Annotated in this window: 26 protein-coding genes and 2 pseudogenes; 10 read left to right on the top strand and 18 right to left on the bottom strand. The window is 52.6% G+C overall.

Annotated elements, in window-relative coordinates; translation table 11 throughout:
* Positions 1–26 precede the first annotated feature (26 nt).
* Entirely contained in the window at positions 27–557 is a 531-nt protein-coding gene (locus ACUTSW_RS06090) for a hypothetical protein (RefSeq protein WP_445583941.1), read from the bottom strand.
* Positions 558–832: 275 nt separating this feature from the next.
* On the opposite strand from ACUTSW_RS06090, the gene ACUTSW_RS06095 reads away from it, so the two are divergent.
* Positions 833–1,648: a MetQ/NlpA family lipoprotein gene (locus tag ACUTSW_RS06095; protein ID WP_006324766.1), complete on the top strand. Its 816-nt coding sequence runs from the start codon at positions 833–835 to the stop codon at positions 1,646–1,648.
* A 68-nt stretch (positions 1,649–1,716) separates the two neighbouring features.
* On the opposite strand, the gene ACUTSW_RS06100 is transcribed toward ACUTSW_RS06095, so the two are convergent.
* The 4 genes from ACUTSW_RS06100 to ACUTSW_RS06115 all read right to left on the bottom strand — a co-directional run bounded on the left by ACUTSW_RS06100 (position 1,717) and on the right by ACUTSW_RS06115 (position 6,383).
* Positions 1,717–2,637: a sugar ABC transporter substrate-binding protein gene (locus ACUTSW_RS06100; protein WP_006324765.1), complete on the bottom strand. Its 921-nt coding sequence runs from the start codon at positions 2,635–2,637 to the stop codon at positions 1,717–1,719.
* Between the two features lie 63 nt (positions 2,638–2,700).
* A complete protein-coding gene (locus tag ACUTSW_RS06105; RefSeq protein ID WP_004943164.1) occupies positions 2,701–3,729 on the bottom strand; it encodes an ABC transporter permease in 1,029 nt (342 codons plus the stop codon).
* A 17-nt stretch (positions 3,730–3,746) separates the two neighbouring features.
* Positions 3,747–5,231, bottom strand: a complete 1,485-nt coding sequence (locus ACUTSW_RS06110) for a sugar ABC transporter ATP-binding protein (protein ID WP_006316728.1) — start codon at positions 5,229–5,231, stop codon at positions 3,747–3,749.
* Positions 5,232–5,453: 222 nt separating this feature from the next.
* A complete protein-coding gene (locus ACUTSW_RS06115) occupies positions 5,454–6,383 on the bottom strand; it encodes a sugar ABC transporter substrate-binding protein (protein WP_063197830.1) in 930 nt (309 codons plus the stop codon).
* A gap of 534 nt (positions 6,384–6,917) precedes the next feature.
* On the opposite strand from ACUTSW_RS06115, the gene ACUTSW_RS06120 reads away from it, so the two are divergent.
* The 3 genes from ACUTSW_RS06120 (at position 6,918) to dcuR (ending at position 10,209) form a co-directional block, all read left to right on the top strand.
* On the top strand, positions 6,918–7,760 hold the full coding sequence (locus ACUTSW_RS06120) for a class I fructose-bisphosphate aldolase (protein ID WP_197912796.1): 843 nt from the start codon (positions 6,918–6,920) through the stop codon (positions 7,758–7,760).
* Positions 7,761–7,883: 123 nt separating this feature from the next.
* Positions 7,884–9,485: a sensor histidine kinase gene (locus tag ACUTSW_RS06125; protein WP_037432692.1), complete on the top strand. Its 1,602-nt coding sequence runs from the start codon at positions 7,884–7,886 to the stop codon at positions 9,483–9,485.
* A gap of 4 nt (positions 9,486–9,489) precedes the next feature.
* Positions 9,490–10,209 (top strand): two-component system response regulator DcuR, encoded by a 720-nt coding sequence (dcuR, locus tag ACUTSW_RS06130; RefSeq protein ID WP_004943147.1) that lies wholly within the window; start codon positions 9,490–9,492, stop codon positions 10,207–10,209.
* On the opposite strand, the gene pcaD is transcribed toward dcuR, so the two are convergent.
* Positions 10,206–10,997, bottom strand: coding sequence for a 3-oxoadipate enol-lactonase (gene pcaD, locus ACUTSW_RS06135; protein ID WP_445583942.1), 792 nt, complete (start codon positions 10,995–10,997; stop codon positions 10,206–10,208). The two genes, dcuR and pcaD, sit on opposite strands and share 4 nt — an antisense overlap.
* Positions 10,998–11,128: 131 nt before the next feature.
* Between pcaD and ACUTSW_RS06140 the strand changes: the two genes are divergently transcribed.
* Positions 11,129–12,049, top strand: a complete 921-nt coding sequence (locus ACUTSW_RS06140) for a LysR substrate-binding domain-containing protein (protein ID WP_445583943.1) — start codon at positions 11,129–11,131, stop codon at positions 12,047–12,049.
* Here the strand turns inward: ACUTSW_RS06140 and ACUTSW_RS06145 are convergent.
* From ACUTSW_RS06145 to ACUTSW_RS06185, 9 genes are all read right to left on the bottom strand, one after another.
* Positions 12,033–12,383 carry a hypothetical protein gene (locus ACUTSW_RS06145; RefSeq protein ID WP_445583944.1) on the bottom strand — a complete coding sequence of 117 codons (351 nt, stop codon included), beginning with the start codon at positions 12,381–12,383 and terminating at the stop codon, positions 12,033–12,035. The two genes, ACUTSW_RS06140 and ACUTSW_RS06145, sit on opposite strands and share 17 nt — an antisense overlap.
* 56 nt (positions 12,384–12,439) lie before the next feature.
* Positions 12,440–12,853, bottom strand: coding sequence for a hypothetical protein (locus ACUTSW_RS06150; RefSeq protein WP_445583945.1), 414 nt, complete (start codon positions 12,851–12,853; stop codon positions 12,440–12,442).
* A gap of 23 nt (positions 12,854–12,876) precedes the next feature.
* Positions 12,877–13,197, bottom strand: a complete 321-nt coding sequence (locus tag ACUTSW_RS06155) for a hypothetical protein (protein WP_062870516.1) — start codon at positions 13,195–13,197, stop codon at positions 12,877–12,879.
* A 619-nt stretch (positions 13,198–13,816) separates the two neighbouring features.
* A complete protein-coding gene (locus ACUTSW_RS06160) occupies positions 13,817–14,032 on the bottom strand; it encodes a helix-turn-helix domain-containing protein (RefSeq protein WP_006316720.1) in 216 nt (71 codons plus the stop codon).
* A 7-nt stretch (positions 14,033–14,039) separates the two neighbouring features.
* Positions 14,040–14,603 (bottom strand): DUF2975 domain-containing protein, encoded by a 564-nt coding sequence (locus ACUTSW_RS06165; RefSeq protein ID WP_062871324.1) that lies wholly within the window; start codon positions 14,601–14,603, stop codon positions 14,040–14,042.
* Between the two features lie 155 nt (positions 14,604–14,758).
* Positions 14,759–15,958, bottom strand: coding sequence for an enoyl-ACP reductase FabV (gene fabV / locus ACUTSW_RS06170; RefSeq protein WP_445583946.1), 1,200 nt, complete (start codon positions 15,956–15,958; stop codon positions 14,759–14,761).
* 246 nt (positions 15,959–16,204) lie between these two features.
* Entirely contained in the window at positions 16,205–16,555 is a 351-nt protein-coding gene (locus tag ACUTSW_RS06175; RefSeq protein ID WP_020438857.1) for a DUF4377 domain-containing protein, read from the bottom strand.
* Positions 16,556–16,670: 115 nt separating this feature from the next.
* The gene (locus ACUTSW_RS06180; protein WP_445583947.1) at positions 16,671–17,210 is read right to left on the bottom strand and encodes a cysteine hydrolase family protein; all 540 of its coding nucleotides are present in this window, start codon (positions 17,208–17,210) and stop codon (positions 16,671–16,673) included.
* Between the two features lie 273 nt (positions 17,211–17,483).
* A complete protein-coding gene (locus ACUTSW_RS06185; RefSeq protein WP_062870514.1) occupies positions 17,484–17,837 on the bottom strand; it encodes a hypothetical protein in 354 nt (117 codons plus the stop codon).
* Positions 17,838–18,264: 427 nt separating this feature from the next.
* Here ACUTSW_RS06185 and ACUTSW_RS06190 point away from each other — a divergent pair, with 427 nt between their 5' ends.
* Entirely contained in the window at positions 18,265–19,005 is a 741-nt protein-coding gene (locus ACUTSW_RS06190; protein WP_445583948.1) for an alpha/beta fold hydrolase, read from the top strand.
* A 249-nt stretch (positions 19,006–19,254) separates the two neighbouring features.
* On the opposite strand, the pseudogene ACUTSW_RS06195 reads toward ACUTSW_RS06190, so the two are convergent.
* A pseudogene (locus ACUTSW_RS06195) lies at positions 19,255–19,350 on the bottom strand (IS1-like element transposase); the annotation flags it as partial.
* Positions 19,351–19,700: 350 nt separating this feature from the next.
* Here ACUTSW_RS06195 and ACUTSW_RS06200 point away from each other — a divergent pair.
* Positions 19,701–21,536, top strand: coding sequence for a TonB-dependent receptor domain-containing protein (locus tag ACUTSW_RS06200; protein ID WP_445583949.1), 1,836 nt, complete (start codon positions 19,701–19,703; stop codon positions 21,534–21,536).
* Here the strand turns inward: ACUTSW_RS06200 and ACUTSW_RS06205 are convergent.
* Positions 21,533–22,897, bottom strand: a complete 1,365-nt coding sequence (locus ACUTSW_RS06205; protein ID WP_445583950.1) for an ATP-binding protein — start codon at positions 22,895–22,897, stop codon at positions 21,533–21,535. The genes ACUTSW_RS06200 and ACUTSW_RS06205 overlap by 4 nt on opposite strands.
* The gene (locus tag ACUTSW_RS06210) at positions 22,894–23,628 is read right to left on the bottom strand and encodes a response regulator transcription factor (protein ID WP_445583951.1); all 735 of its coding nucleotides are present in this window, start codon (positions 23,626–23,628) and stop codon (positions 22,894–22,896) included. Before ACUTSW_RS06210 ends, ACUTSW_RS06205 begins: the two co-directional genes overlap by 4 nt.
* A 130-nt stretch (positions 23,629–23,758) precedes the next feature.
* On the opposite strand from ACUTSW_RS06210, the pseudogene ACUTSW_RS06215 reads away from it, so the two are divergent.
* The 3 genes and pseudogenes from ACUTSW_RS06215 to ACUTSW_RS06225 form a co-directional block, all read left to right on the top strand.
* Positions 23,759–23,974, top strand: a pseudogene (locus ACUTSW_RS06215) (tyrosine-type recombinase/integrase); the annotation flags it as partial.
* A gap of 329 nt (positions 23,975–24,303) precedes the next feature.
* On the top strand, positions 24,304–24,429 hold the full coding sequence (locus tag ACUTSW_RS06220) for a hypothetical protein (protein WP_277881111.1): 126 nt from the start codon (positions 24,304–24,306) through the stop codon (positions 24,427–24,429).
* A gap of 410 nt (positions 24,430–24,839) precedes the next feature.
* Positions 24,840–25,649 carry a hypothetical protein gene (locus ACUTSW_RS06225; RefSeq protein ID WP_445583952.1) on the top strand — a complete coding sequence of 270 codons (810 nt, stop codon included), beginning with the start codon at positions 24,840–24,842 and terminating at the stop codon, positions 25,647–25,649.
* Positions 25,650–25,833: the final 184 nt, after the last annotated feature.

Below are 25,833 nucleotides of genomic sequence, written 5' to 3' on the forward strand. Positions count from 1 at the left end.
GGCCCCGCTGCCGGGGCCTGAGGGGATCAGCGCACGCGCTGCACTTCAAACCACACATTGCAAACCGACAAAATCAGCGTATTGGCGTCTTTCACCAGCACGTTGTCGCCGGGTACGCCTTCGGTGCCTTGATCGGTAATGCCTTTAATCTCGGTGTCGGCGTGCTGGATTGTCACCCGCTCAACCGAAGGCGTGCTGATGCCCAGCATCGGGAAGTCAATGTAGGAACTGCTGCCGGAATTGTCCTCGACAAACTCCTGCGCCTCAACCGTGCTGAGGGTAGCCCCCTGATTTTTCAATGCGGTGCCGTTCCAGTTGAAGCCATCGGCCTTATAACTGATTTTGCCGCCGACCAGGCTTTTTGCCTGCTGTTCGTCCCAGCAGCCCACTGTTTGCGTCGGCAAAATTTTGCTGACATGCCAGTTACCCAACAATGTTTTGGGGATGGGCTCAACTGCCGCCTGCAGGCTCTGATCCGCCGCCTGCACCTGCGCCGTCGATACGCAGGCCAACACCACCAACGGCAGCAGCGCCTTGCTCCAGATGTTAAATCGCATTGTATTTTCCTTTCGTGAATTCTACCCCTGCCGGGCCTGCGAACATCATAATAACCCGGTGGATCCGCAGTCAAAACAAACCGGAGAACAGGGGCACAAACAGAGCAATCCGATTCCCGTTATTTCACGATCGCCGACGCTTGAGCTTGCTCATAGCAAATCGCTATTAATCATAGTGAATCCGTCTTTTGTTTTATCCAGAGGTTTACTTAGAGTCATCGTCACTGCTTATCCTGCAATAACCAGCAGGCTATTTTGAAAAGGACTCTGGGAAAATGACATTTACGCTAAAAAAACTCGCCGCAACGTTGGCGGTAGCCGGTACCCTGCTGCTCACCGCCTGCGGGCCAGCGGATCAAGACAGCCATCATATTAAGGTCGGTATCAGCTCCGGCATCGATCAATCGATGTGGGCAGTGGTACAGAAGGTCGCCAAACAGAAGTACAACCTGGATGTGGAAGTGGTGACGTTCAATGACTACGTACTGCCCAACGAGGCATTGAACAACGGCGATCTGGATATTAATGCCTTCCAGCACCGGCCTTACCTGGACAAGCAAATTCAGGAGCGCGGCTACAAGCTGGTCGCGGTGGGCAACACCTTCGTTTACCCGATAGCCGGTTATTCGAAAAAGATCACCTCGCTCAGCCAACTGCCGGACGGCGCGCAGATCGCCGTGCCGAACGATCCCACCAACCTCGGCCGCTCGCTGCTGCTGTTGCAAAAACAGGGGCTGATCGTTCTGAAAGACGGCGTCGGCTTGCTGCCTACCGCGTTGGATATCGTCGGTAACCCGAAGAAATTGAAAATCGTCGAGATCGAAGCGCCACAGTTGCCGCGCGCGCTGGACGATAAACAGGTCGCGCTGGCGATTATCAATACCAACTACGCCAGCCAGATCGGCCTGTCACCGGCCAGGGACGGTCTGTTTGTCGAAGATAAAAACTCGCCTTACGTCAATATCTTCGCCACCCGCATCGATAACAAAGACAACGAAAACGTGAAGGATTTGGTCAAGGCCTATCAGACCGATGAAGTGGCCGCCAGCGCGGCCGACATCTACAAGGGCGACGCGGTGAAGGGCTGGTAACGCCCTTTATAACGCCAGTGCCAACCAGGGCGCTGCATCAGCAGCGCCCTAACCTCAACCAGCCGGAGTCACTGCTTCGTCACGAACTTTTGCATAGTGGCCGGCGTCACCAGTTCAAACGGGATCCAATAATACGGCTCCAGCTTTTCGCCTTTGATCATCCGTTGCGCTACGTCGACCGAGGCTTTGCCTTGGCCAACCGCGTCCTGGAATACCGTCACCTGCATCTTGCCGGAAGACAGCGCCTTCAGGCCGTCCGGGGTGGCGTCGATGCCGCCGATCAGCACCTTGCTGTCACGCTTGCCGGCCTGCTGCAATGCCATGATCGCGCCAATCGCCATCTCGTCGTTGTTGGCTGCAACAATATCGATAGGTTCGCCGTTAGTGACCCAGTTCATCATCAAATCCATGCCTTCGCTGCGCGAGTAGTTGGCACTTTGCTTTTGCACGACCTTCATGTTCGGGTACTTCGCTACCACCTGCTCCACGTCTTTGGTGCGTTGCAGCGCACCGGCATCGGTCAGATTACCGATCATGATCGCGACATTGCCCTTGTAGTTCGCCAGGCGCGCCAACTCTTCCATTTGCAGGGTGCCGGACTCTTTCTCGTCGGAACCGACAAACACCACGCCGGAAGGCAACTTGCTGTCGCCCGGCGTGCGGTTCACGTACACCAACGGAATACCCGCCTTGGTCACCAGTTTGGTGATGGCCGGCGTACCCGCCGAATTAACCGGATCGACAATAATCGCGTCCACGCCGGCACTGATAAAGCTCTGCACCTGATCGGTCTGGCGGCCAACGTCGCCACGTGCGTCTTCGAACTGCACGGTGATACCGCGCGCCTTGGCCTCTTTGTCTATCGAGTGGCGGATAATGGTCAGGAAGTTCTGGTCAAAATAGGCCATGGACACGCCGATGGTTTCCGCCAGCGCCGAGGTGGAACAGCTGAGCGCCGCCACCAGCACGATTTTTTTTAAGTATTTCATGGTGATTCCCCAGAGGTAAAAAAATACCGCCGGCCAGGTTGCTCCGGCGGAAATTCACGGCAATCAGTGTTTTTTGCGGTTACGGTGCATGTCGATCGACACGGCGGCGACGATAATCACGCCTTTGATAATGTCCTGAATGTAGGAGTCCACACCGATAAAGGTGAAGCCGCTTTTAATCAGCCCGAGGATCACCGCGCCGATCAACGTGCCGGTAATGCGCCCGACGCCGCCCATCAGGCTGCTGCCGCCGATCACCGCCGCGGCGATGGCGTCCAGTTCATAAGACATCCCCATGCTCGACTGGCCGCTGCTGACGCGCGCCGCCAGCACCACGCCCGCCAATCCCGCCAGACCACCGGCGATGGTATACACCGTCACCAGGTATTTATTGACGTTGATGCCGGATACCCGAGCCGAGGTCATGTTGCCGCCGATGGCGTAGATATATTTGCCGTAGCGGGTATGTTTCAGCGCAATATGGAAGATCACCGCAATCACCAGGAAGATGATCACCGGCATCGCGCCCTGGCCGATCGAGGTAAACCCGTCGGACAGGAAGCTGACCGGGTTACCCTGGGTGTAATACTGCGCCAGGCCGCGCGCCGACACCATCATGCCCAGAGTGGCGATAAAAGGCGGAATGCCGGTGCGGGTAATCAGGAAACCGTTGATGAAACCGCAAACGATGCCCACCCCAATCCCCGCGCCGATCGGGATCGCCGCCGGCAAATCGAGCAGTGCCGGGTACATCGGTGAAATGCTGTCGGAGGTTTGCGCCAGGCTGGCCGCCACCACCGCCGTCAGCGCAATCAGCGAGCCGGATGAAAGATCGATGCCGGTGGTGATAATGACCTGGGTAACGCCAACGGCGATAATGCCGATAATCGCCACCTGCAGCACGATCAGCAACAGCCGGTTGGGGTTCATCAGGAATGACTGATCGCGGATATACCAGCCGAGAATTTCGAATATCAGCGCGATGCCGATCATCACGATAAAGATGCCGGTGTCTTTCGGCATTTTGCCGCTCAGGCCAGAGAACAGTGGCGCTTTACCCGCAAGCGGCTTCTCGATTTTTACATTACTCATGGTGGTTCACCTTTGCGTTATTCAGAGGCCAGCGCCAGGATTTTTTCCTGATCCGCTTCTTCTTTATCCAAAATGCCGGTAATGCGGCCACCGTGCATGACCATCACCCGGTCGCTCATGCCGAGGATTTCCGGCAATTCCGAGGACACCAAAATAATGGCGACGCCACGGTTCGCCAGCTCGCTGATCAGGCGATAAATTTCCGCTTTCGCCCCCACGTCGATACCGCGCGTGGGCTCGTCGAGAATCAATATTTTCGGCTGTGCCAGCAGCCAGCGGGCGATAAGCACCTTCTGCTGATTACCGCCGCTCAGGTTATTGATGATTTGATCCATGGTCGGGGTTTTGATGTTGAGCTTTTTGATCTGCTCCATGCAGTCTTTGGCCATTTGCACATGGCTGACAAACCCGTTCTTGCCGATGTATTCCGACAGGTTGACGATACTCATGTTCTCGACCACCGACAGCACCAGAAACAACCCGGACTTTTTGCGATCTTCGGTCAGAAAGGCCAGCCCCAGCTCGATGGCCTTTGAGGGAGAATCAACCTTTGCCGCCTTACCCTCGATAAAGATGCTGCCACCGTCCGCCGGGTGCATGCCGAACAAACTTTCCATCACCTCGCTGCGGCCTGCGCCCACCAACCCGGCGACGCCGAGGATCTCGCCGCGTTTAACGCTGAACGAAACATCGTGGAACCAGTCCGAACGCCGCAACCCTTCGACCCGCAGCACTTCCTCGCCGATATTGTTGTTGAACTTGGGGAACATTTGGGTCAGTTCGCGCCCCACCATCATGGTGATCAGCGACTGCTTGGTCAGGTTTTCCGTTTTATCGCAGGCGATAAAGGTGCCGTCGCGGAAAATACTCACTTCATCGGTGATGGCAAAAATCTCGTCCATCTTGTGGCTGATATAAATAATGCCTTTACCCTGTTCGCGCAGCTCGCGAATGATGGCGAACAGATGCCCGACCTCGCTCTCGGTCAGCGCCGAGGTGGGTTCGTCCATAATCAGGACGTCTGCGTTATAGGAAACCGCCTTGGCGATCTCCACCATTTGCTGGCTGGCGATGCTAAGTTCGCCGACCAGGGTCTCCGGTTTTAACTTGATGTTCAGCCGCGCCAGCAGATCGCGGGTTTTCCTGTTCAGCTCGTCATGATTGACGAAGCCAAGCCGCACCGGTTCACGCCCCAGCCAGATGTTTTCCGCCACCGTCATGTAAGGCACCAGGTTAAGCTCCTGGTGAATCATGGAAATACCCGAATGCAGCGCCTGTAGCGTATCGCTGAAGATCACCGGCTCGCCTTTTATTTTAATGGTGCCTTCATCGGGGTGATAAATGCCGATTAAACATTTCATCAGCGTCGATTTACCCGCGCCGTTCTCCCCCATTAACGCGTGTACGCTGCCTGGTTTGATTTTAATTGAGACCTTGTCCAACGCCTTCACGCCGGGAAACTGCTTACTGATGCCTTCAGCCTCAAGAACATAAGGATACATACTGATAACCTCCGCCGTTCGTCAATGCATCCCTGCCGTATTTACCGCCGTGTGCCGGGTAAATACGGCAAGGGATATATACCCGTCGCCTTTCAAACTGCAGCGTTGTTACCTGCTCTTGCTTACCCCTGTTACTTACTAAAGTAAGCGCCTGGGGATTAGCAAGTTGGGCGCCTAGCTGCAGCATGAAATTCATAGGGTATAGCCGCGCTGCTTTAACGCTTATTTTCTGTTCTTGTCGGCGAATTCCTGATAATTGGCCTTGGTGATCAGCTGATACGGGATCAGGACGTTGCTTTCCACCTTCTCGCCTTTCACCAATTGAATGGCGGTTTGCACCGCGCCCTCACCCTGACCTTTGGCGTCCTGGAATACGCTCAGCGCCAGATCGCCCTTCTTGATGAACTCCAGCGCGTCCGGAGTGCCGTCAACGCCGGCCACCAGCACGCCGGTTTTCTTCGCCTGCTTCAGCGCCAGGATCGCGCCGATGGCCATTTCGTCGTTATTGGAGGCAATGGCATCAATTTGCTGACCGGTCAGCACCCAGTCGGTGGTAATGTCGACGGCTTCTTTACGGCCCCACTTGGCGGTTTGTTTATCGAGGATTTTGATGCCGGGGTATTTGGCCGCCACCTCTTCCACACCGCGAGTACGGTCGCGGGTCGCTTCATTGGACAGTTCCCCCATCAGAATCATCACGTTGCCCTTGCCGTTCATCAGCTTGGCCAACTCTTCCATCTGCAGTTTGCCGGCCAGTTTGGAGTCTGAGCCCACGTAGGCCATGCCCGCCGGCAGCGTGACTTCCGGGCGACGGTTAACGAACACCAATGGGATCTTGGCGCTTTCCGCCAGTTTGATCATCGGTTTCACGCCCTGGGTATCGACCGGGTTGAGGATGATGGCGTCGACGCCCTGACTGACAAAGTTCTCGACCTGTTGAATTTGCTGGGCAATATCCCCTTTGGCATCTTCAAACTGACCGCTGACGTTGCCGTCCGCCTTCATTTTGTTCTGCATTGACTGGCGCAGGATGGTGAGGAAGTTGTCATCGAAATAAGCCATTGAAACGCCGATCTTGATGTCTTTCGCCAACACGCTGGCCGGCAACATGCACATCAGTACCGAGGTGACGATCAGTTTCTTCAGCTTCATGTTCTGTACCCTTTAATCGTTAGAATGAAGATGCCTGTTGATTTGACAGCTAATGAAAAATATTTTTTACATTCAAACAACAATCCGGTCGATGTTATCCCTTTGATACGGCAGATTTACCGCTTTTTCTGCGTATTCGGGCGGTGTGTAAAATTTTGATCGATATCTCAAAATAGAATAAAAACAACATATTGAAATATACACCTTGGCGGTAAATTCAGGTCTCCACGCCATTATCAAATGTTTATTTCATAATTGAGATTATTGAAACTTTTTAACTCAAACAAGCGAAACATGCGTTTTGGAATGACCAAGTAACAAAAACATGACACGGATCTAACAAATGGCGCAAAAGCCATCAGCCCTGCGCCGGCTTTACTGCGCTCAGCCGCAGTTAACGCCCGCAGCAATAGAAAATGGCGCGCAGGTTTCTTCGTAAATGTGCGAGCGAGCGCGCAGTTTGCGGTTTCCCCATTTCATGCCCATGCTTACTCAGCGATACTGGATATATCCCTATTTTCAGGAGGATCTGACATGCAGCTCAACAGTAAGGTACGGATGAACCGGCTGTTTAATAACGGCAAATGCCTCGATGTGGCGATCGACCACGGCATCGCCAATGAACCGGATTTTTTGATCGGCCTGGAGGATATCGAACGGGTCATGGGCAGCTTGATCGCCGCTCGGCCGGATGCCATTCAGGTTAATTACGGCCAGGCGGATTTGCTGCAACGCTCGCCGCAGCGCGACAAACCGGCGCTGGTGATGCGCACCGACGTCGGCAATGCCTATAACGCCGCCCGCCACCGCGAAATGTGGGCGGTGCTGCATAACCCGGACGCACCGATCCTCGCCGCGCTGCAAATGGATGCCGCAGCGGTGGTGGTGAATCTGTACCTGATCCCCGATGAGCCGGGCATTTTCCGCCAGTGCGTGGAAAACATCGGCCGACTGCGCCATGCCTGCGATCGCTACGCCATGCCGCTGATGATCGAACCGCTGGTGATGGCCCCGCCCGGCCAGGGCGCCGCTTACGGCTCGCTGGGCGATGTGGAAAAAATGGTGCCTCTGGTACGGCTGGCGCGTGAACTGGGCGCCGACATTATCAAGGCCGATCCGACCGAGCGGGTGGACGATTTTCACCGCATAGTGGAAGCGGCACGCTGCCCGACGCTGGTGCGCGGCGGCGGCAAAGGCGAACTGGGCGCGGTGCTGGAGAAATCCGCCGCACTGATGGCGCAAGGCGCATCCGGCATGGTGTATGGCCGTAACGTTTATCAGCACAGCAACCCGTCAAAAGTGGTCAGTGCGCTAATGGCGATCATCCACCAGGGCGCCAGCGGCCAGCAGGCGCTGGAAATCTACCATCAGCCCTGAAGGCGGCTTTTGTAACTAAAATAATCCCTCACCCGGCGGCGGCATGTTATAACCTGCTGCCGGTCACTGCCCTGCAGCCTATTCCCCGCAAGAATCGTTGATATCGCCATTCGGAGAACCGCCATGCCCAAACAACGGATCCCACTGAAGCTTAGCACCACGCTCACGCTGATGGTGTCCGCCATTATTGCTTCGGTGCTGCTGGTGGTGTTCGCGCTGTTTTTTGTGCAGATGAACCAAGAGGGGCAAGATCAGTTACAGCAAAAAGCCATGGCGATTGCCAATACGTTGGCGCTCTCTTCCACCGTGGTCGAGGGTCTTGAGCGTCAGGATCGCAGCGGCGAAATCCAGCGCTTTGCCGAGCAGGTGCGTAAGCAGAACGAGCTGTTGTTCGTGGTGGTGGTCGATATGAAAGGCATCCGCTACTCGCACCCCAAACCCTGGCGCATCGGCCAGCATTTTATCGGCGAGGATCTGGAGCCGGCGCTGCACGGCAAAACCAACAGCGCCATCACTCGCGGCTCACTGGGGCCATCATTGCGGGTTTTTGTCCCGGTCTATGACGCGCAGCGGCAGCAGATCGGCGTGGTGTCGCTCGGCATCGCACTGGATACCGTCCGCCGGGTGGTGGGCGAAAGTCGCTGGATTATTTACTGGACCATCGCCTTCGCCGCGCTGGTCGGCACGCTCGGCACCTTCTTCCTGGTGAGAGCACTGAAGCGCATCATGCTCGGCTTTGAACCCTACGAAATTTCCAACCTGTTCGAACAACGCAACGCCATGCTGCAGTCCATTAAAGAAGGCGTGATTGCGGTCGATAATCAATCGCGCATCACCATCGTCAACGACGAAGCCAAACGGCTGCTGCGTCAATGCGGGCCGCTTGAGAATTTGCTGCTGGAATCTGCCAGCAAGCATTGGCCGGCCCTGTTGCATCTGGCGGAGGTGCTGGCCAGCGGCAAGCCGCTGCGCGACCGGCAGATTAATTTTAACGGCAGCGAGCTGTTAACCAATACCGTGCCGGTGATCGTCAAAGGCCAGGTTATCGGCGCCATCGCCACCTTCCGCGATAAAACCGAGGTCAGCCAGTTGGTGCAGCGCCTGAGCGGTATGGCGCACTACGCCGACGCGCTGCGCGTACAGTCGCATGAGTTTATGAACAAGCTGCATGTTATCCTCGGTATGTTGCACATGAAGGCTTACCAGCAGTTGGAAAACTACATCATCAACACTGCCAGCAACTATCAGGAAGAAATCGGCGCACTGCTGCGCAAGATCCAGTCGCCGGAGGTCGCGGGCTTCTTTATCGGCAAGATCAGCCGCGCCCATGAGGCCGGTATTGAGCTGACCATTGATGAGGCCAGCCTGCTGCCGGAAACCGACGATGCGGAAACCACCCATGTGCTGATCAGCGTGCTGGGCAATCTGATTGAAAACGCCATCGACGCCATCGACGGCGTTGAAGGGCATGAGATCAACCTGAGCTTCCATCACAATGAGGATCGCTTACACTGTATTGTCAGTGATGACGGCCCCGGTATCGATCCGGCTATCGGCGCGCGTATTTTTGAGCAAGGGTTTTCCACTAAAGGACCGGGGCGCGGTATTGGGCTGGCGCTGATCCGCAGCAGCCTGGAAAAGCTGGGCGGCAGCATTGATTTCGACTCTGAACCGGGTGAGCTAACCCAATTTTTTGTGCATATCCCCTATCGGGCCAAGGACTGAACCCATGATTAACGTATTGATTATCGATGACGATCCTATGGTAGCGGAGCTCAATAAATACTATTTGAGCCAGGTCAGCGGTTTTCACTGCCAGGCAACGGTCGCCACGCTGGCGCAGGCGCGCGCATTGCTGGCCGACGCCAACGTCCCGGTCGATCTGGTGCTGCTGGACATTTATATGCAGCAGGAAAACGGGCTGGATCTGCTGCCCGGCCTGCGCGAACTGGGCGAAAAAACCGACGTCATTATCATTTCTTCCGCCAGCGACGTGGACACGGTGCAGCGCGCGCTGCACTACGGCGTGGTGGATTATCTGATCAAGCCTTTCCAGTTCACCCGTTTCAAAGAGGCGTTGAACAACTACCAACAGCAGTCGCAGATCCTGGCGCAACGCGAGTTTTCGCAAAGCGACGTCGACAGCCTGCTGCGCCGCCAGCCCAGCAGCAGCGAAGGCAAGAAGCTGCCGAAGGGGCTGACCACCATCACGCTGAGTACGGTGTGCGAATGGATTGAGCAGCAGCATGACGGCGAGTTCTCCACCGACAATCTGGCCAACGCCATCGGCATCTCGCGCGTTTCCTGCCGCAAATATCTGATCTATCTGGCAGAAAGCGGCATCCTTGGCACCCGTATTCTGTACGGTACCACCGGCAGGCCGGTCTATCTTTACCAACTGAAGCCGGACGCCCTTGCCATGCTGAAAGAGTATTGCCGGCCGGCCTAACCGGTCAGAAAATCCAACATCGCCGCCAAAAAATCATCGGGCAACTCGACGTTGGACAGGTGCACCACCGGCAACACCAGTAACTCTGCGCCCGGCACCGTACGGGCCAGCAATTCACCCTGCGGCAGCGTGGTAACGGTGTCATCCCTGCCGGCGATCACCAGCGTCGGTGCCAGGATCAATGCCGCCGTACGGCGCATATCCAGCTCGCGAACGGCGGCAAAACACCCGGCCAATCCCTGCATGGGGGTGGCCAGCAGCATAGTGCGAAATCGGGCCACCGTCGCCGCATGTTGCTGCCGGTATGCTGCCGAAAACCAGTTGGCCAGAAACCCTTCTGCGACGTCGTGCATGTCAGCCTGTCGCAGCTCGGCAATCCGCGCATCCCATTGCCCAGCCGGCCCCAAATAAGACGAGGTGTTGGCCAGAACCAGCTTTTCGATCCTCTCCGGCGCATGTACGCCAAGCCACTGCCCGACCATGCCCCCCAACGACAGGCCGCAGAAGAACACCTTATCGAGCTGCAACGCATCCAGCAGTTCAATCACGTCACGCCCCAGCCTGGCGACCGAATAGGCTCCCGCCGGGGCGTCTGACGCGCCATGCCCTCTGCCGTCGTAACGCAGCAGGCTAAAGTGCGCGGATAACGCCGCAATTTGATCGTCCCACATCGCCATTGTGGTGCCAATCGAGTTGGATAACACCAGAACCGGTTTATCGGCCGCGCCGTCAAACCTGTAGGTAATCTTGCAGCCGTCACCGGCGGTAATAAAAGACAAGCTGTTCATGGTCACCCCAATAGCCCTTGAGCGCGGGAGGATCCCGACGCCCGATATCCACTATGCTATAGGATTAAAGAAGGCTGACGAGCGCCTTAAATGACCGGCTGTGTAGCCTGACAGGAACCCCCATTTTGACCATGAACGAACGTCTCACCGGCATTACGACCTTCGTACGGGTGGTCGAGGCCGGCAATTTTTCTCTGGCCGCCGAACGCCTGCACCTGACCCGCTCTGCCGTGGGTAAAAGTATCGCCCGTCTTGAGCTGCGCCTCGGAGTTTTGCTGTTCCACCGCAACGCCCGCGGTCTGAGCCTGACCCACGAGGGCCAGGCCTATTACGATCGCTGCCTGCGCGCATTAAGCGAACTGGATGCCGCCGACGCCGAACTGGACAGCGGGCGGCGAGAACCGCAAGGCACTTTGCGGGTCAGCGCGCCGAAACTGCTGGGCCGCCACTGCATCACCCCGGTGCTGATGGCGTTGGTCGGTCGCTACCCTAATCTGCAGGTCGATATCGCCTTCAATGATCGGGTGGCGGATTTGGCAGAGGAAGGTTTTGATCTGGCAATACGTATCGGCCCGCTGAATGACAGCGCGAACATCATCGCCCGTCGACTGGGCGGCCAACACCTTGCACTGTGTGCAGCGCCTGCTTATTTGGCTGCGCATGGTAACCCGCAAAGCGTTGCCGCGCTCGATGGCCACAGCGGCATCGCCTATCATCGGTTTGGTGAGGACGTCGGTTGGCGCCAACTCCAGGCCGATGCCGCTGCGAGTAAACTGAACATCGATATCCGCCTACGCCTCGACGATCTGCATTCGCTGGCCGATGCCGCCATTGCCGGCGCCGGGCTGGTATGGCTGCCAAACTGGCTGCTGGCGCGCTATCTCCGCTGCGGCGAACTGGTGCCAGTGCTCGGCGATATTCACCTGCTGCCCAGCGATATTCATGCCGTGTGGCCACAGACTCGTTATCTTCCGGCCAAAACCCGCGCCGCTATCGACACTTTATTGGACCGGATGCCGGCGATGTTGCTGGGGATCAATAACGGCGCTTGAGATTCGAGAAAGCCCTATCGCGGCCCGGTAGCCGGCACGTTCCGTCCTGCTGGGATTTATTGCCGCAACGACGTTCACCGAACATCGTGCTGTTGCGCCGCCGGTTCGCCTCTTCGGTCGATCCCCGTTGCCGTTCCCGTTCAAGCGCCTTTTCATTGGCCAACGCCACCCCTTCAGCGCTCCATATCTTATGCTGTAGCCCGCTGCGCTTTTGCCGGTAATCCTCAGAAATTTTGTTATCCAGCGGTTGGGCGGCATGGTATTGCAAATCAACCAGCGCTTGTGAAGAGAAAGAACAACATTGCGCCACGCAGGCCAAAAAAATCCGTTTCATCGATGCACTCCCAACATTAAATTTATCCTACTCCACCCACGGCCCAGTACCTGCCTTTAGTTGAACCTTGCGCGACAAAAAGTACCGACATACAAGCGATGCGCCCCCATCACTGGAATTGGCAACCGCCTGACCAGCAGGCAAGGGTTCGCCACAGAGGCCGAGCCGCACAGGAGTTCTTTGTGCCGGCGGTGCTCCGCCGTGGGTAACTCGGATTCCAATCGATGGATGGTGGTCTCCAGCGCTTTTCGCTGTGCCCGCAAATCGGCAAGCAGCGCCTGTTCCGAACGGATTTGCTCTACGTACCAGAGATGTTGCAACAGCCCGTTAAACCGCTGCCGATAGTCAACGGCATCGTCTTTCGCCTCAGAGGCTGCGTGCTGAACGTGCCGGTCGACAAATGAATAGCAACAGCAAGACGCCAGCAAGGTGAACGCCGCCGCAATCACAGAGGTCAATTTCAAAAGCATAAACTCCATTAATACCGTTGGGGCTAGCAGCCGTCGATAAGCAACGGCTGTTCTTCGCGTGGCAAGGCCGACGGATGCGGTTCACCCGTGGCAGAAGCAGTTTTTCCCTGGGCCTTGCAGCCTTTACGCAGGGCCAGCATATTGTCTTCGCTTGGCGTCGCCACCAGCGACCGCTGTTTTTCATTACCCATTTCGTCCCACAGGCCGTGGGCCACTTCTTTCAGTTTCTTGCGAAACAACACAGGCGAGACCCCTTCATGCTCCCGATCATAACGGGCGGCGGTGGCCGGGTAGCTCCAGGGAAACAATAAGAATATAAAAATAACGGGAATGCCTTTTTCCACAATAAACTCCTGTAATAAGCCCCATGCAGGCGCTCATTTCCATAAAATCAAAAGAGGCATTATTTGCCATTAAAATAAACGTTGGCCGAGAGAAAACACATTAACCGAACAATAATAAACCTTAATTAAATGGTCAGTATTGAGACTTATAATTCGCAGGCATAATATATTTATGCTGATTAGCGATCCCATAACCGGGACCAGTCCAGGGTTCCGCCGATGCTGGGCGAGCCTTCGTTCAATACGGAATAGGCCGATTCACCGCTGCCAATGCGTTGTTTTTGTTCCCGCGTTGCCCGCACGGGCGGCTCCCAGGACGAATAAGATGAATCTGCATGAATAGCGCTACAACCACTCAGCAATATTATCAGCGCGGGGATCCCATGACGCAATGCCATATATTCTCCTTAAAATAGACTTAACCGCCGGTGACGGTAAATAAAAAAATCACTTTTTTTAGTTTATTAATCAGAATGCGCCCAGCGGCCATGCCAAGGCAAAACGCATTACTGTTAAATAATGTGGCGAGTGATTTAACTTAAAACAAACAAATAAACCGGCCAAGCGCAGCGGCAATGACATTCAGCAAAGAGAGCGGCGCACAAAATGCGCCGCCGCATCAGCCTTCGCTATCAGGTTCCCAGGCCAGCAGATCGCCCGGTTGGCAATCGAGAATACGGCAGATTTTATCTAACGTCTCCAACCTGACACCTTTCACTTTACCGTTCTTCAGCAACGATAAATTTTGCTCCGTGATCCCCACCTGCTCCGCAAGCTCCTTCGATCGCATCTTCCTTTTGGCTAACATGACATCAAGACTTACTATTATCGCCACTCTATTCTCACACGAAAGAAAGCTGTTCTTCATTCAGCCGCAACGCTTCCAGGAATACCCGGCTAAACACCAGGATTGCGCAGCCTACGATCAACGAGCGTACCGACTCGCTGTTGACGCCATAATAAATTATTAACAGCATTTTTTCACTGGCGGTCAGTATCATCACCTGCAACATGCCGGCCAATGAAGGGAACAGTACATCGACAATCAGTAAAATGCCGATGATCTGCAGCAACAGCATATTGTTGCGGTGCCAGACATTGCCGCGATAAAACTGATAAAACAGCCCGGCACCGCACAGCAGCGCGCTGTAATAAGGCACGTAGGCGAACATATCCAGCAACAGGGTGGTGAAAATCGCCCAGCGCTGCTGCGGGATGGCGTAGGCATTCAACTCCGGGTAGTAGTCGCGATAGGCGGCCACAATGCTGTTGAACGCTTCGCCTTGCACCCAGCCCTGGATAATCATAAACATCTCCACGCCGGTGCTGATAATCAGCATCGCCATGATCAACAAACACAAGCAACGTACGTAAAGTGGAAGGTGGATCCGTGGCACGGCAGCCATAACAAGTTCATCCTTGGAAAACAGCAATAAGTTATCGTAAAACGATAACTTATTGCTGTCAACGATCAAGTGGACTGATGAGTAGCGACGGGAACAGGCAGGTATGGACGTAAAAAAGCCGGGATAACCCGGCTTTTTCCGAATACTCGATAGGTTTAGACCAGTTCGATCACGTCGAACTTCGCTTCACCGCTGAGATCTGCTTCGTAATCAACACCCTGCAGACCAAAACCGAACAGACGCAGGAACTCGGCCTTGTAGCCCTGATAATCGGTCAGCTCATTGATGTTGTTGTCGTTGATCTGCGCCCAAATTTCACGGCAGGTGTTCTGCACGTCGTCACGCAGTTCCCAGTCGTCCAGACGCAGACGATGCTTCTCGTCGGTGTCCGGTGCGGTACCGCTGTACAGTTTGGTGGCGAACAGACGTTGGATTTGCTCGATGCAACCTTCGTGGATCCCCTGAGCCTTCATGATTTTGAAGACGATGGCGATGTACAACGGCATTACCGGAATGGCCGAGGAAGCCTGAGTCACTACCGACTTCAGCACCGCAACGTAAGCCGCGCCGCCTTTGGCCTTCAGCTTCTGATCGATGGCCTGAGCCGCGCGATCCAGATCTTCTTTTGCTTTGCCCAGCGTACCGTGCCAGTAGATTGGCCAGGTCAGATCGGTACCGATGTAGGAATAAGCTACAGCCTGTACGTTGTCTGCCAGCACGCCGGCTTCGTCCAGCGCGTCCATCCACAGCTGCCAGTCCTGGCCCCCCATCACTTTGACGGTATCGGCAATTTCTTGCTCGTTGGCAGGTTCAACCACGGCTTCTACCAGCACGTCTTTGTTGGTGTCGAGCGCCACGGATTTGTACGGTTCGCCGATAGGTTTCAGCGCCGAGCGCACCACTTCACCGGTTTCCGGCATTTTACGCACCGGGGAAGCCAGCGAGTAAACCACCATGTCGATCTGACCCAGGTCCTGTTTGATCAGGTCAATAACGGTCTGACGGCATTCGTTGGAGAAAGCGTCGCCGTTAATGCTTTTCGCGTACAGGCCTTCTTCTTTAGCTGCCTTATCAAAACCGGCAGAGTTGTACCAACCGGCAGAACCGGTTTTGCCTTCGCTGCCCGGCTTTTCAAAAAATACGCCGATGGTGGCCGCACCGCTGCCGAACGCAGCATTGATACGTGACGCCAGGCCGTAACCGGTAGAGGCACCAATCACCAGCACCTTTTTAGGCCCGTTTTTCAGTTCGCCACGGGATTTAACGTAAGCAATTTGCTCGCGGACGTTGGCTTCACAGCCTGCCGGATGAGCGGTGGTGCAGATAAAACCACGAATTTTAGGTTTGATAATCATAGTAATTTTGTCTTGGTAGCTAAAAACCGAAGGACAATATACCTGATTTTCACAATATACTTAAGACAGGCGCATTGCAGAATCGCAACAAGCCCAGTGAGCAGACCAGTCTCGCCCGGTAAACTCTGGCCACAAAGGGAGACCATAAAGCGTGATGGCCTGGGGAGTTTACGGCGAAAAGTACCTTGCCAGTTGGGTACACGGCCATCAGGTCAGGATTTTCGGCCCTGACCTGCCGGGGCGTAATCAGACCTTCTTCTTTTCCAACTGTTCAACCAGCGTATAGCGCAATGAGGACGCATCGGCCGGTACGTTTTCAGCCTGGGTCACCTTAACCTTCAGGCGATAGCGGTAGCCCGGTTCAAAGTTGAAACCTTCAATCTGGCTATAAAACATTTCCCACTGCCCTTGTATTGAATGACGTACCTGCATGCATTTCATTGGGGAGACGCCCATGCAATCCACCAGCGCACTGTTAACCAGTAACACTTCCGTATGATCACCCTTGTTTTTCTTGGGTTGATTCACTGAGGTTCCCTCTTGGCTGCAGCCAGCCAGACCGGCGACGGCAACAAATAATAACGCTTGGATTTTCAATGTAATACACCATTGACTGTTTGGGTGGGAGGGATAGTACCAAAGCTACGGCTACCGGGGCCAGCGGCGTGTTCCGAATTGATCGGCGAACCGAAATCCTCGGCCCGCCGTTTTTTCAGAACTGCACGTCCGCAGTTTGTATCAACTGGGCAAAAGGACCCGAGAGAGTCAGATTATGATGCCTGATTATCGCCTCGGCACTCAGCGCCTGCGTATCGCTGCAAGTGTGCGCATCAGCGATCAGTAGCGTTTGAAATCCCAGCTCACCAGCCTGCCGGCAGGCGGTATCCACGCAATATTGCGTTTTCATTCCCATTATCGCTAACCGGGTTATGCCCCCTTCGTTCAACTGCTCGGCCAGCCCCGTGTGATAGAAACAGCTGGGCCGGTTTTTATCTATAACCCTGTCCACTGCCGCATCGATTGCCAGACGCGGGTGTAGTTGCCAAAAATGACTGCCTGCTGCGATCGGTGACCCTTCTGGCCCGGCATGGCGCACAAAGAATATGGGGCAGCCCGCATCGCGCGCCCTACCAATCAGCGCGTTGATATTAGTCAGAACGCGTTCGCCTTCATAAGGCGACTCCGGTCCCTCGTACATGCCGAGCTGCATATCAATGATCAAAAGTGCGGTACGGTGATGATGTTGTTGCATGTGAATCTCCGTCGTTACCAACCAGGACGGAGCATAAAGACACCCCGGCCATTGCTGGCGGGGCTTTGGGGAACTGCGTTTTTAGCTCACGCACACCCTCACGGCCCGCCAGAAAAAGGCGGTTGTCGTGGTTGTGGTAGAGGTGAGCAAGGTATATTTCATCGCTCGATAATGCTTAAGGTCGGCAAAGGAGTCAATGAGGTTTATAAAGGGAAGATATTACCCAGTGCAACGAGAAAGCCCTGGCAAATTTGCCAGGGCTTTTTTGAGTACTTAGCTTGGAGAGGTTACCGTCATGTGTTGGGTCGTTATTTGTTCACCATAACTTTCCTCCATATCAAACGAGTATTTAAATGCCCAACTGACGCCATCTTGATCAACAACCGGCACACCCACGCCAGAGAAGCAACGCCCTTCCAGGGAGATAGCCAAGTAGTAGGCTGCGGCGGAATGCAGTACTTCGTCGTACACAATCGCCGGATCAATCGGCAACGGTAAACGCCCGAGGTACTTGTTTAAAAGGACGGCACCTTCGAACCCACCCCCTACCACTACCTTGGTTAACGCTTTTGCCTGCTCCGGGGTTAGCGTCACACAGTTATTCTCATCAATAATCAAATTTGTCATTTTGGTCCCTTTTTCATTATTACTGTATCCATATACAGCGAGCGGACTTTATCAACTTATTTGCGGGATATCGCATGACTGGCGATGTGCCCTTGGTGACACATCTAATTCAAAAGATCATGAATATTGATAGCTTAATAAGGCCTAAATAAATAACAAACCAAGCTATTAATCACAATCAGAAAAAATCCCCAAAAAAAACATTAAATCAAAAATACAGTTATCCTATTAATCATATCTATTGCAGAGTAATATTTTTTGCCAAGTAACATTGTATGATTATTAATATCGATGTATCATCAAAAACAGATCAGTGAGTCAAATAGAAAGCCAAGATCATCATAATTGTTACCTTTTATTAACCGGTGGTAGGCACCTTCACGCTTAGGAAAAAAACCTCAAAAAATCGCAAAAGGAAATAATTATCATGTTATATACCAAGACTGGTTCTGGCCACCCAATTATTTTTCTGCCTGGTTTATTTGCCGGGGGTTGGATATGGAACTCAGTTATTGAGAGCATGGTTGATCATGGATATAGTCCTATAGTATTCAATGAATCAATACCTGTAACTTTTGGTAGCGGCTATAAAAAGGCAAAAGACTCGCTGGATCAGGTGATCGCCTCTTGTAATGAAGCACCTTATTTAGTAGGCAACTCATTGGGTGCATTAATTGCTTTACATTACGCATCCCTCGCGCCCTCTCAGGTTAAAGGCCTTTTTATGAGTGGAGCGCCAGGCCAGATTGAAGCGGATGCCGGCGTATCATTAAGTGAACTGCGTACGGGCGATACTAAATATGCTCGTTCTTTGATGAGCAATGTTTATTTTGATAAAAGCAAAGTGCCACAACGTGGAATAGATGAGATTTCTCATCTTTTCAGTGATGAACAGATTCATAAAAACATCGTAAGATGGTTATCGTTCAGTAGAAAGTATGATGTCCCAGACACTCTTAATAAAATGGCCACTCCCACCCACTTTATTTGGGGGGAACATGATATGATAACTCCCATGGAGCCATGGGTTACGCTATCGCAACAATTAAAAAACGTCAGTATGACCGTAATCAAAAATTGCGGACATAGCCCAATGCTAGAGGCACCGCAAAAATTTATAACCGAATTATTATCCTTACTAAATACCGAAGTGGCTAGTCAAGGATAAGCCATAGTTATCAGACTACTCTACCCATCTTTAAACCCCGCTATCAATTGCGGGGTAAAGTTGGTTGGCAGAATTCTCGGAACGATTCGGAAAAATTCGACATAAAAATACATTAACGACCGGTCATCAAATAACCGGCTCGCCCTCAAACTCGCACGACCCGTCCACGTATTCTAAAGCGCGGTACGGATACAGTCGAAACCAGCACTGATCGATAACGAAAGGCATTTTTGGAAGCGAGTCTTTTCACGTGCGCACAACGGTATTAATGCCGATATGCAGCGCCCGTACAGTATTCCGAATACCGGTATTTTTCATTGCAAGGTCAACAATTTGCTCTTTCATTCAGGGCTGACAGGTGCGTAAGCACCATCAGGCAGGAAAGGTCCAGCAGTACCCCCGTGTTGGTATTATCAATAGAGACGCAGCTATCTTGGCCAGACGTAACCCGCCCGTCTAAATCGCCTGCAGTAAGAGCCGTCAGCCCAACCGGGAAGTTGTCTCACTTTGTCCAATTTATGCAGATACGGATGCGTATGATTCGCGTTTGATATAAATCACACAAGAGACGTTTTATCATGCATCCCCATTTTCATCGCCAACCATTGGCTGTCATCATCAAACTTACGCTACTTCTGCCCGCCTGCTCCTGGGCAAACGAAGCAACCGATACCTCAGACTCACAGACAATCGTAGTGACGGCAGCCGGTTACGAACAAACGCAGGAGGATGCCCCGGCTTCTATCACCGTGATCGACGGTAAGGACCTACGTAAACGCTCTTTCCAGAATCTGGGCGATGCCGTACGTGATGTGGAAGGTGTCGTAGTCAATGGCAGCGCCAATGAAACCGATATCTCCATTCGCGGCATGCCGGCCGACTATACCCTGCTGCTGGTAGATGGTAAGCGCCAGAGCGGACGCGATTCACGCGTTAACGGCAACAGCGGTTATGAGCAGAGCTTTGTGCCACCCGCAGCTGCTATCGAGCGTATCGAAGTGATTCGCGGCCCAATGTCATCACTGTATGGCTCTGATGCTATCGGCGGCGTGATCAACGTTATTACCCGCAAGGTATCGCGTGAATGGGGCGGTTCACTCTCTTACGATTACTCTGCGCGTCAACACAGTGACCAGGGCAATGCCGGTCAGACTCAGTTCTATCTCAATGGTCCGCTGATGTCGGACGTGCTGGGGTTACAGGTATGGGGGCGCTATCTCGATCGCCAGGCAGATGATGATGTCCAGACCACCAATGGTTTTACCAAAGCAAAACATAAAGACATCACTGCGAGGCTGTCCTTCACACCGACGCCTAATCAGGATTTTCTGCTGGAAGGTGGTGTGACCCGTCTGAAAAATGGCGACGGGGTCAGCGCCAACTGGGCGACACGCGAACAAAAAAATAACCGTGATCATTGGTCGGCATCACACGAAGGACGCTGGGGCTGGGCCACCAGTAATCTGAGTTTGTCACAGGAAAAAACCAGCCGCGAAGGGCTTGCCAGTAGTACGCAAACGGACGTCCTCGGGCGTAAACCGGAAATAAAAAATACCGTCTTTGATGCCAAACTGATTGTTCCTACCGATTACCACGTCATCACCAGCGGCGTGCAGTGGAATGAGAGCGCCCTAACCGACTGGAACCAGGCTGCAGGCGATCGGAAAAACTATAAATTTGATGTGGTGCAAAAAGCGGTATTCGCCGAAGATGAATGGCGTCTGACCGAGAATTTTGCCTTGACCACCGGCCTGCGTCTCGATCACCACGAGCAGTACGGTAACCACGTCAACCCACGCTTATATGGTGTTTGGCACGTGAGTGACGAGTGGACGTTGAAAGGCGGCGTTGCACGCGGCTTTAAAGCCCCTGAGCTACGTGCAGTGATCGATGATTACGCCGTTCTGCGCCGCAACACCTATGTGATGTTCGGTAATTCCGGCCTGAAGCCAGAAACCAGCACCAACTATGAGTTGTCAGCACTCTGGAACAATCGCGATAACCTTTCCGCAGGCGCAACGGTGTTCTACAACGACTTCAAAGATAAGCTCTCCACTGTCACCACCGACCAGATGTGGGGCCGATACATCATTATGGAACGGGTGAATATCGACAAAGCAGTGATTAAAGGCGTTGAGCTGAACGGACGCTGGCAAATTGTGCCGTCTGTGTCGTTGAAGGGAAACTTTACTTACACTGATTCTGAGCAAAAAAGTGGCGCCAATACCGGTGCGCCATTGGCATTAACACCTAAACGCAAAGCCAGTCTGCGCAGCGAATGGAATATCAATGAACATCTGCAAACCTGGGCGGCAGTGAACTATTACGGCAAAGAGTTTGGCACCACGGTAAATGGTACCCCGGCACCGGCTTACACGACTGCGGATATAGGCACTTCATACCAGTTGACGAAGGCAGTAACACTGAATGGTGCCATTTACAACCTGAATGATAAACGCCTCGACGATGAAACCTACGGTACCGTCAACTATGGTCGGACTTTCTGGTTTGGCAGCACCGTTACCTTCTAAATTTTCGGTAGTATAACGACAGCACATAACCCGGCAGGCGGACGATTCTCAAGGATCAGCTCGCCACCGTGGGCATGTACAGTAGCACGGGCAATGGACAGCCCGAGCCCCAGCCCACCGCCAATCCCCTTATCCTCGAGCATACTCTGGTGGGGCAACTGCACAAAAGGCTCGAATACCTGCTCCAGTTCCGAAAGGGCAATCCCTGCCCCATGATCCAACACCTCAATCCGCACATTGTCCGCATCCTGAGTCAGACTGAGAGTCGCCTCTCCCGCATAAATCAGCGCATTATCGATCAGATTGGTCAGCGCTCGCTTCAATGACAAGGGGCGGCATAAGATCTCAATCTGCTCAGCGCCCGGCCATTCAACCGGTTTACCAAGAGTGCGGTAGCGGCGGGCTAAATCGTCCAGCAAACGGGTAATCGACATGCTGACGGTTTTTTCCTGCAAGGCATCCCCGCGTACAAACTTCAGCGTCTCGCTGACCATAGCGCTGAGTTCCTGCAAACTATCCAGCATATCGTCGCGCGCCGGCCCCTCCTCCAACAGTTCAACCTGCAAACGCAGCTCGGTGATCGGTGTATTAAGATCGTGGCTGACGGCGGCCAGCATGCGGGTTCGGCCCTCCACATGCCGGGCGAGGCGCTCCTGCATCAGGTTGAATGCTTGCGTAAGTTCGCGGGCTTCCTGTGGGCCACGCAGCGGTAGCGGCGTAATCCACTCGCCACGGCTGACACGTTCAGTGGCTTCCGCCAGCGACTTCACTGGCTGTACTACCCGACGCATAAAGAATATTACGATCAGGAGCACCGGCATGCTGGTGACCGGCAGCGCATAGGCTAGCAGGCGGCTCCACTCATAAGCCTGCTGGGGGTGTTGAACGCCATTCAGATAGCGGCCGTCCGGCAGCTTGATGCTGGTACGCAACCGTAGCGGTTGCCAGCCGGTCGAACGGAACAAATGCTCACGCGCCAACCCTCCATCAGTACGCTCCAACTGCATCACACTATGACTGGCGGAAGGTGCCAAACGAGTAAGGTCGGCAACCAAACGTTGTTCTTCACTGCGCATCGGGAAATAAGGGACATCAGGTCGTGTATCGACCCAAAAATGGGCATCGCTGGTATCAATGGTTCGCAGCAGTATTTCGCTGTCAGTTGGGCTCAGATGCTGCACCGCCTGATACGCGATACCGAGACGCTCCAATGCATTGGCACGAGACATCGGATGAATAAGCGCACCGGTCAGTTGAATATAAACTATGGCAATAACATTGGAGATCAGTAGTGCCAGCACCAGCAGTAACGTCAGTTGATTGGCCATCCGTTTCGGCAGCAGATTATTAAGCCATTTCATGTGCGCATTTCACTGACGTCGGCTGCCAACCGATATCCGCTACCCCAGACGGTAATCAGCACCTCTCTGTCACGCAGAAAATGCGCCAGCTTGCCGCGCAGGCGACTCACCTGACGATCGATGGCGCGGTCAAAAATATCGTTGCCCGGTGATACGCAGAGATCGATTAAGCGGTCGCGGCTTAACACGGTATTGGGGTGATTCAGGAAGGCTACCAACAGTCGCCCCTCCATCGTACTTAAGGCGATGCCAGACCCCTCATCGCTGCTCAGCAAGCCGGTGGAGGGCAAAAAATGCAGCCCGGCAAAGCGATACGCCAGCAGCACAGCTGCTTCGTCGGCAGGAACGGTAACCGCCCCGAATGCGCTGCGCCGCAGTACGCTGTTGATACGTGCCACCAGTTCGCGTGGCTCAAAGGGTTTGACCACATAGTCGTCCGCACCGAAATCCAGCCCACGAACCCGATCGTCGGTGGCGTCACGCGCCGTCAGCAGAATCACAGGTATGTGGGTTCGTCGTTGCAGTTGCTGGCATAGTTCCATGCCGTCGCCGTCAGGCAGCATCACGTCAAGAATAACAATTTCAAAAGAGAGCCGTTTTAACAGCAGCCACATGGCGGCAGCATTTTCGGCGGTGCGCACGTCAAAACCCTGACGACGCAGATAAACGGCCAGCGGCTCACGGATTTTACGATGGTCATCGACGACCAGTACGCGCGGAGTGGTTATCATGCCAACAGCATTCATTGCCTTCTTTCTCTATGCTATTAAAGTCTGTTAAGCGCTGGGCGCTGCCAACTATCCAGACAATATAAATTATCTGCGAATGATTTTCATTTCTATTAGTTATTGCCGCGTTAGCCTACAGAAGAGGTACGTCGCGCGAAAAGCCTCTGGACTGGATTTTGAGGAAAGCCCCCTCCCCCCGACATTTCACGAGATCCGTAGCCTAGCCGGGCGGCTGTATGAGAAGGAAAGAGGGAGGGATTTTGCGCAGAAGGGGCATACGTCGGAAATGATGACGCTGAAATACCTCAATACGCGGGGGAAAGAGCTCGTAATGCTGGAAAAAGACTGAATATCAAAATTCGAGCCAGCCTTAAATAATCATTTAAAATCAATAACATAAAAAACACCGAATACTATTCCTTTAGTCGCAACCAGAAAAACAAATCATTTAATTTCAAATAGATAACACCCATAAAGATTAAAACCCCATCAAAAACACCTTCGTTAACCGCCCTTAACATTCAAACACTTATTAAAAATCTCGGATCGATTCGATAAAAATTCGAACACAGGCGCATCCCTAAAAAACCCATAACATTGACCGGTCATCACAATTCATCAACCGTTCTCTTTCCCCTATCAACTATAATTAATATCTGACCATCCCGGAGAGCAGCAATGGGCAGATTAAACATTTCTGGTATTCAAACCTTCTTTCTGACAGAAAATGACCGATTCCCCGTGCCTGACCATCACAGCATTATCATGTTTGCCATCCGCGAAAATGAAGAACGCCAACACTGATTGTACGCCTGGCACAGTCAACGCTGTCCATTAGTATCGGAAACACCGTTCAAAACACAAGGCTTCGCTATAGAAGCAGCCTTGGCTTTCGACCTTTCAAATTTGATTAAAAAGAATGCAAGAAAATAGTCAGCGATACGATCGATTTCAATGATCGATTTGAATCTTAAGATCTAGTATTTATATCACCCCAATAACATACTCAAGGTTAATTGATTACCCTAGAATATAACGGCCACAAGTTTCATAGACCTTTCACATAAATAACTTGTACTTTAATTGAAATTTCTGTTATAAAAAAACACTGCACTACAATTTTTTTAATATAGAAATCCAGTTTCAAAAAACAAAGAACCATCCATATAATCACTAGCATTAATTAAATCCAATCATGGACCTTTCAAATACCAATGAACATAGAAACAGTTAAAACCGCCTCGAGATTTTCAATACCAATAAAAATAATTCTAGCCGGAATAGTTAGTGCGCTTAGCGGATCGGGATACATTGGTTTTCTAAGCGAATATGCAACTTACTTCTATGCGTTATCGAATGGATTTAGAATCCCAGCAGAGGGATCACCATACCTAGAGGTCACAATAGCATCAATAAGTTTCTCGGTCATGCTATTATGTGCCACCGTATATATTATGTTTTATTTTATAGTAAAAATAAATCTATCATCAAATAAGTGGGCAAATGAAATTCAAAGCAAAATCGTTGACTCATTGCAATTAAAAAACAAAACTCCAAAGACTATTCATTGGTTATTTAACACCTCACAAAAGCCACTAAAACTTACGGTCGCCATTGTGGTTGCATTTATTTCATCCATTATCATTGCAGCGCTACCTTATTTTTCGGTGAGTAAGGAAATACCAATCCCAATTCACTTGTTTTTATTTTTCGTTTCATTTACTTATTTTATATGCACGTCACTACCTCTAATTGACAAAAAATACTTTACTACAGTGTGTGTTTTTACAACTTTATTTTATTTAATCAGCACTCCATTATTCTTGTTTAATGAGAAGGTATATGGAGCCATCTTAAAGGAAATAAAGTATGGCGGCGGAACTAAAATTTCCATTTATCTAGAGGATAAGAAAGAGGTTAACACCTCACTATTACTTAGGACAAGTGATAGTGTTTTCATTACTGAAAAAGATGGTAAAGTATCGGAAGTACCACTGGAGAAAATAAGTAAGATAACATACTAATCGAAATTAAATTATAAAATCCAAAAGGGGCCGGGGTCCATCCCGGCCATGCTTATGCGCGGTTTGAAATTAAAATCGCGTCGTTCTCCGTTGCCTGGTTTAAACAACGCGCACTCGCAAACGTACCGTTACAGACGTTAAGGTTACCCGCCTGAGCAAGGTAGGTCGTGCCGATCAGAGATAG

It is taken from the genome of Serratia sp. TSA_198.1 (assembly GCF_052686505.1).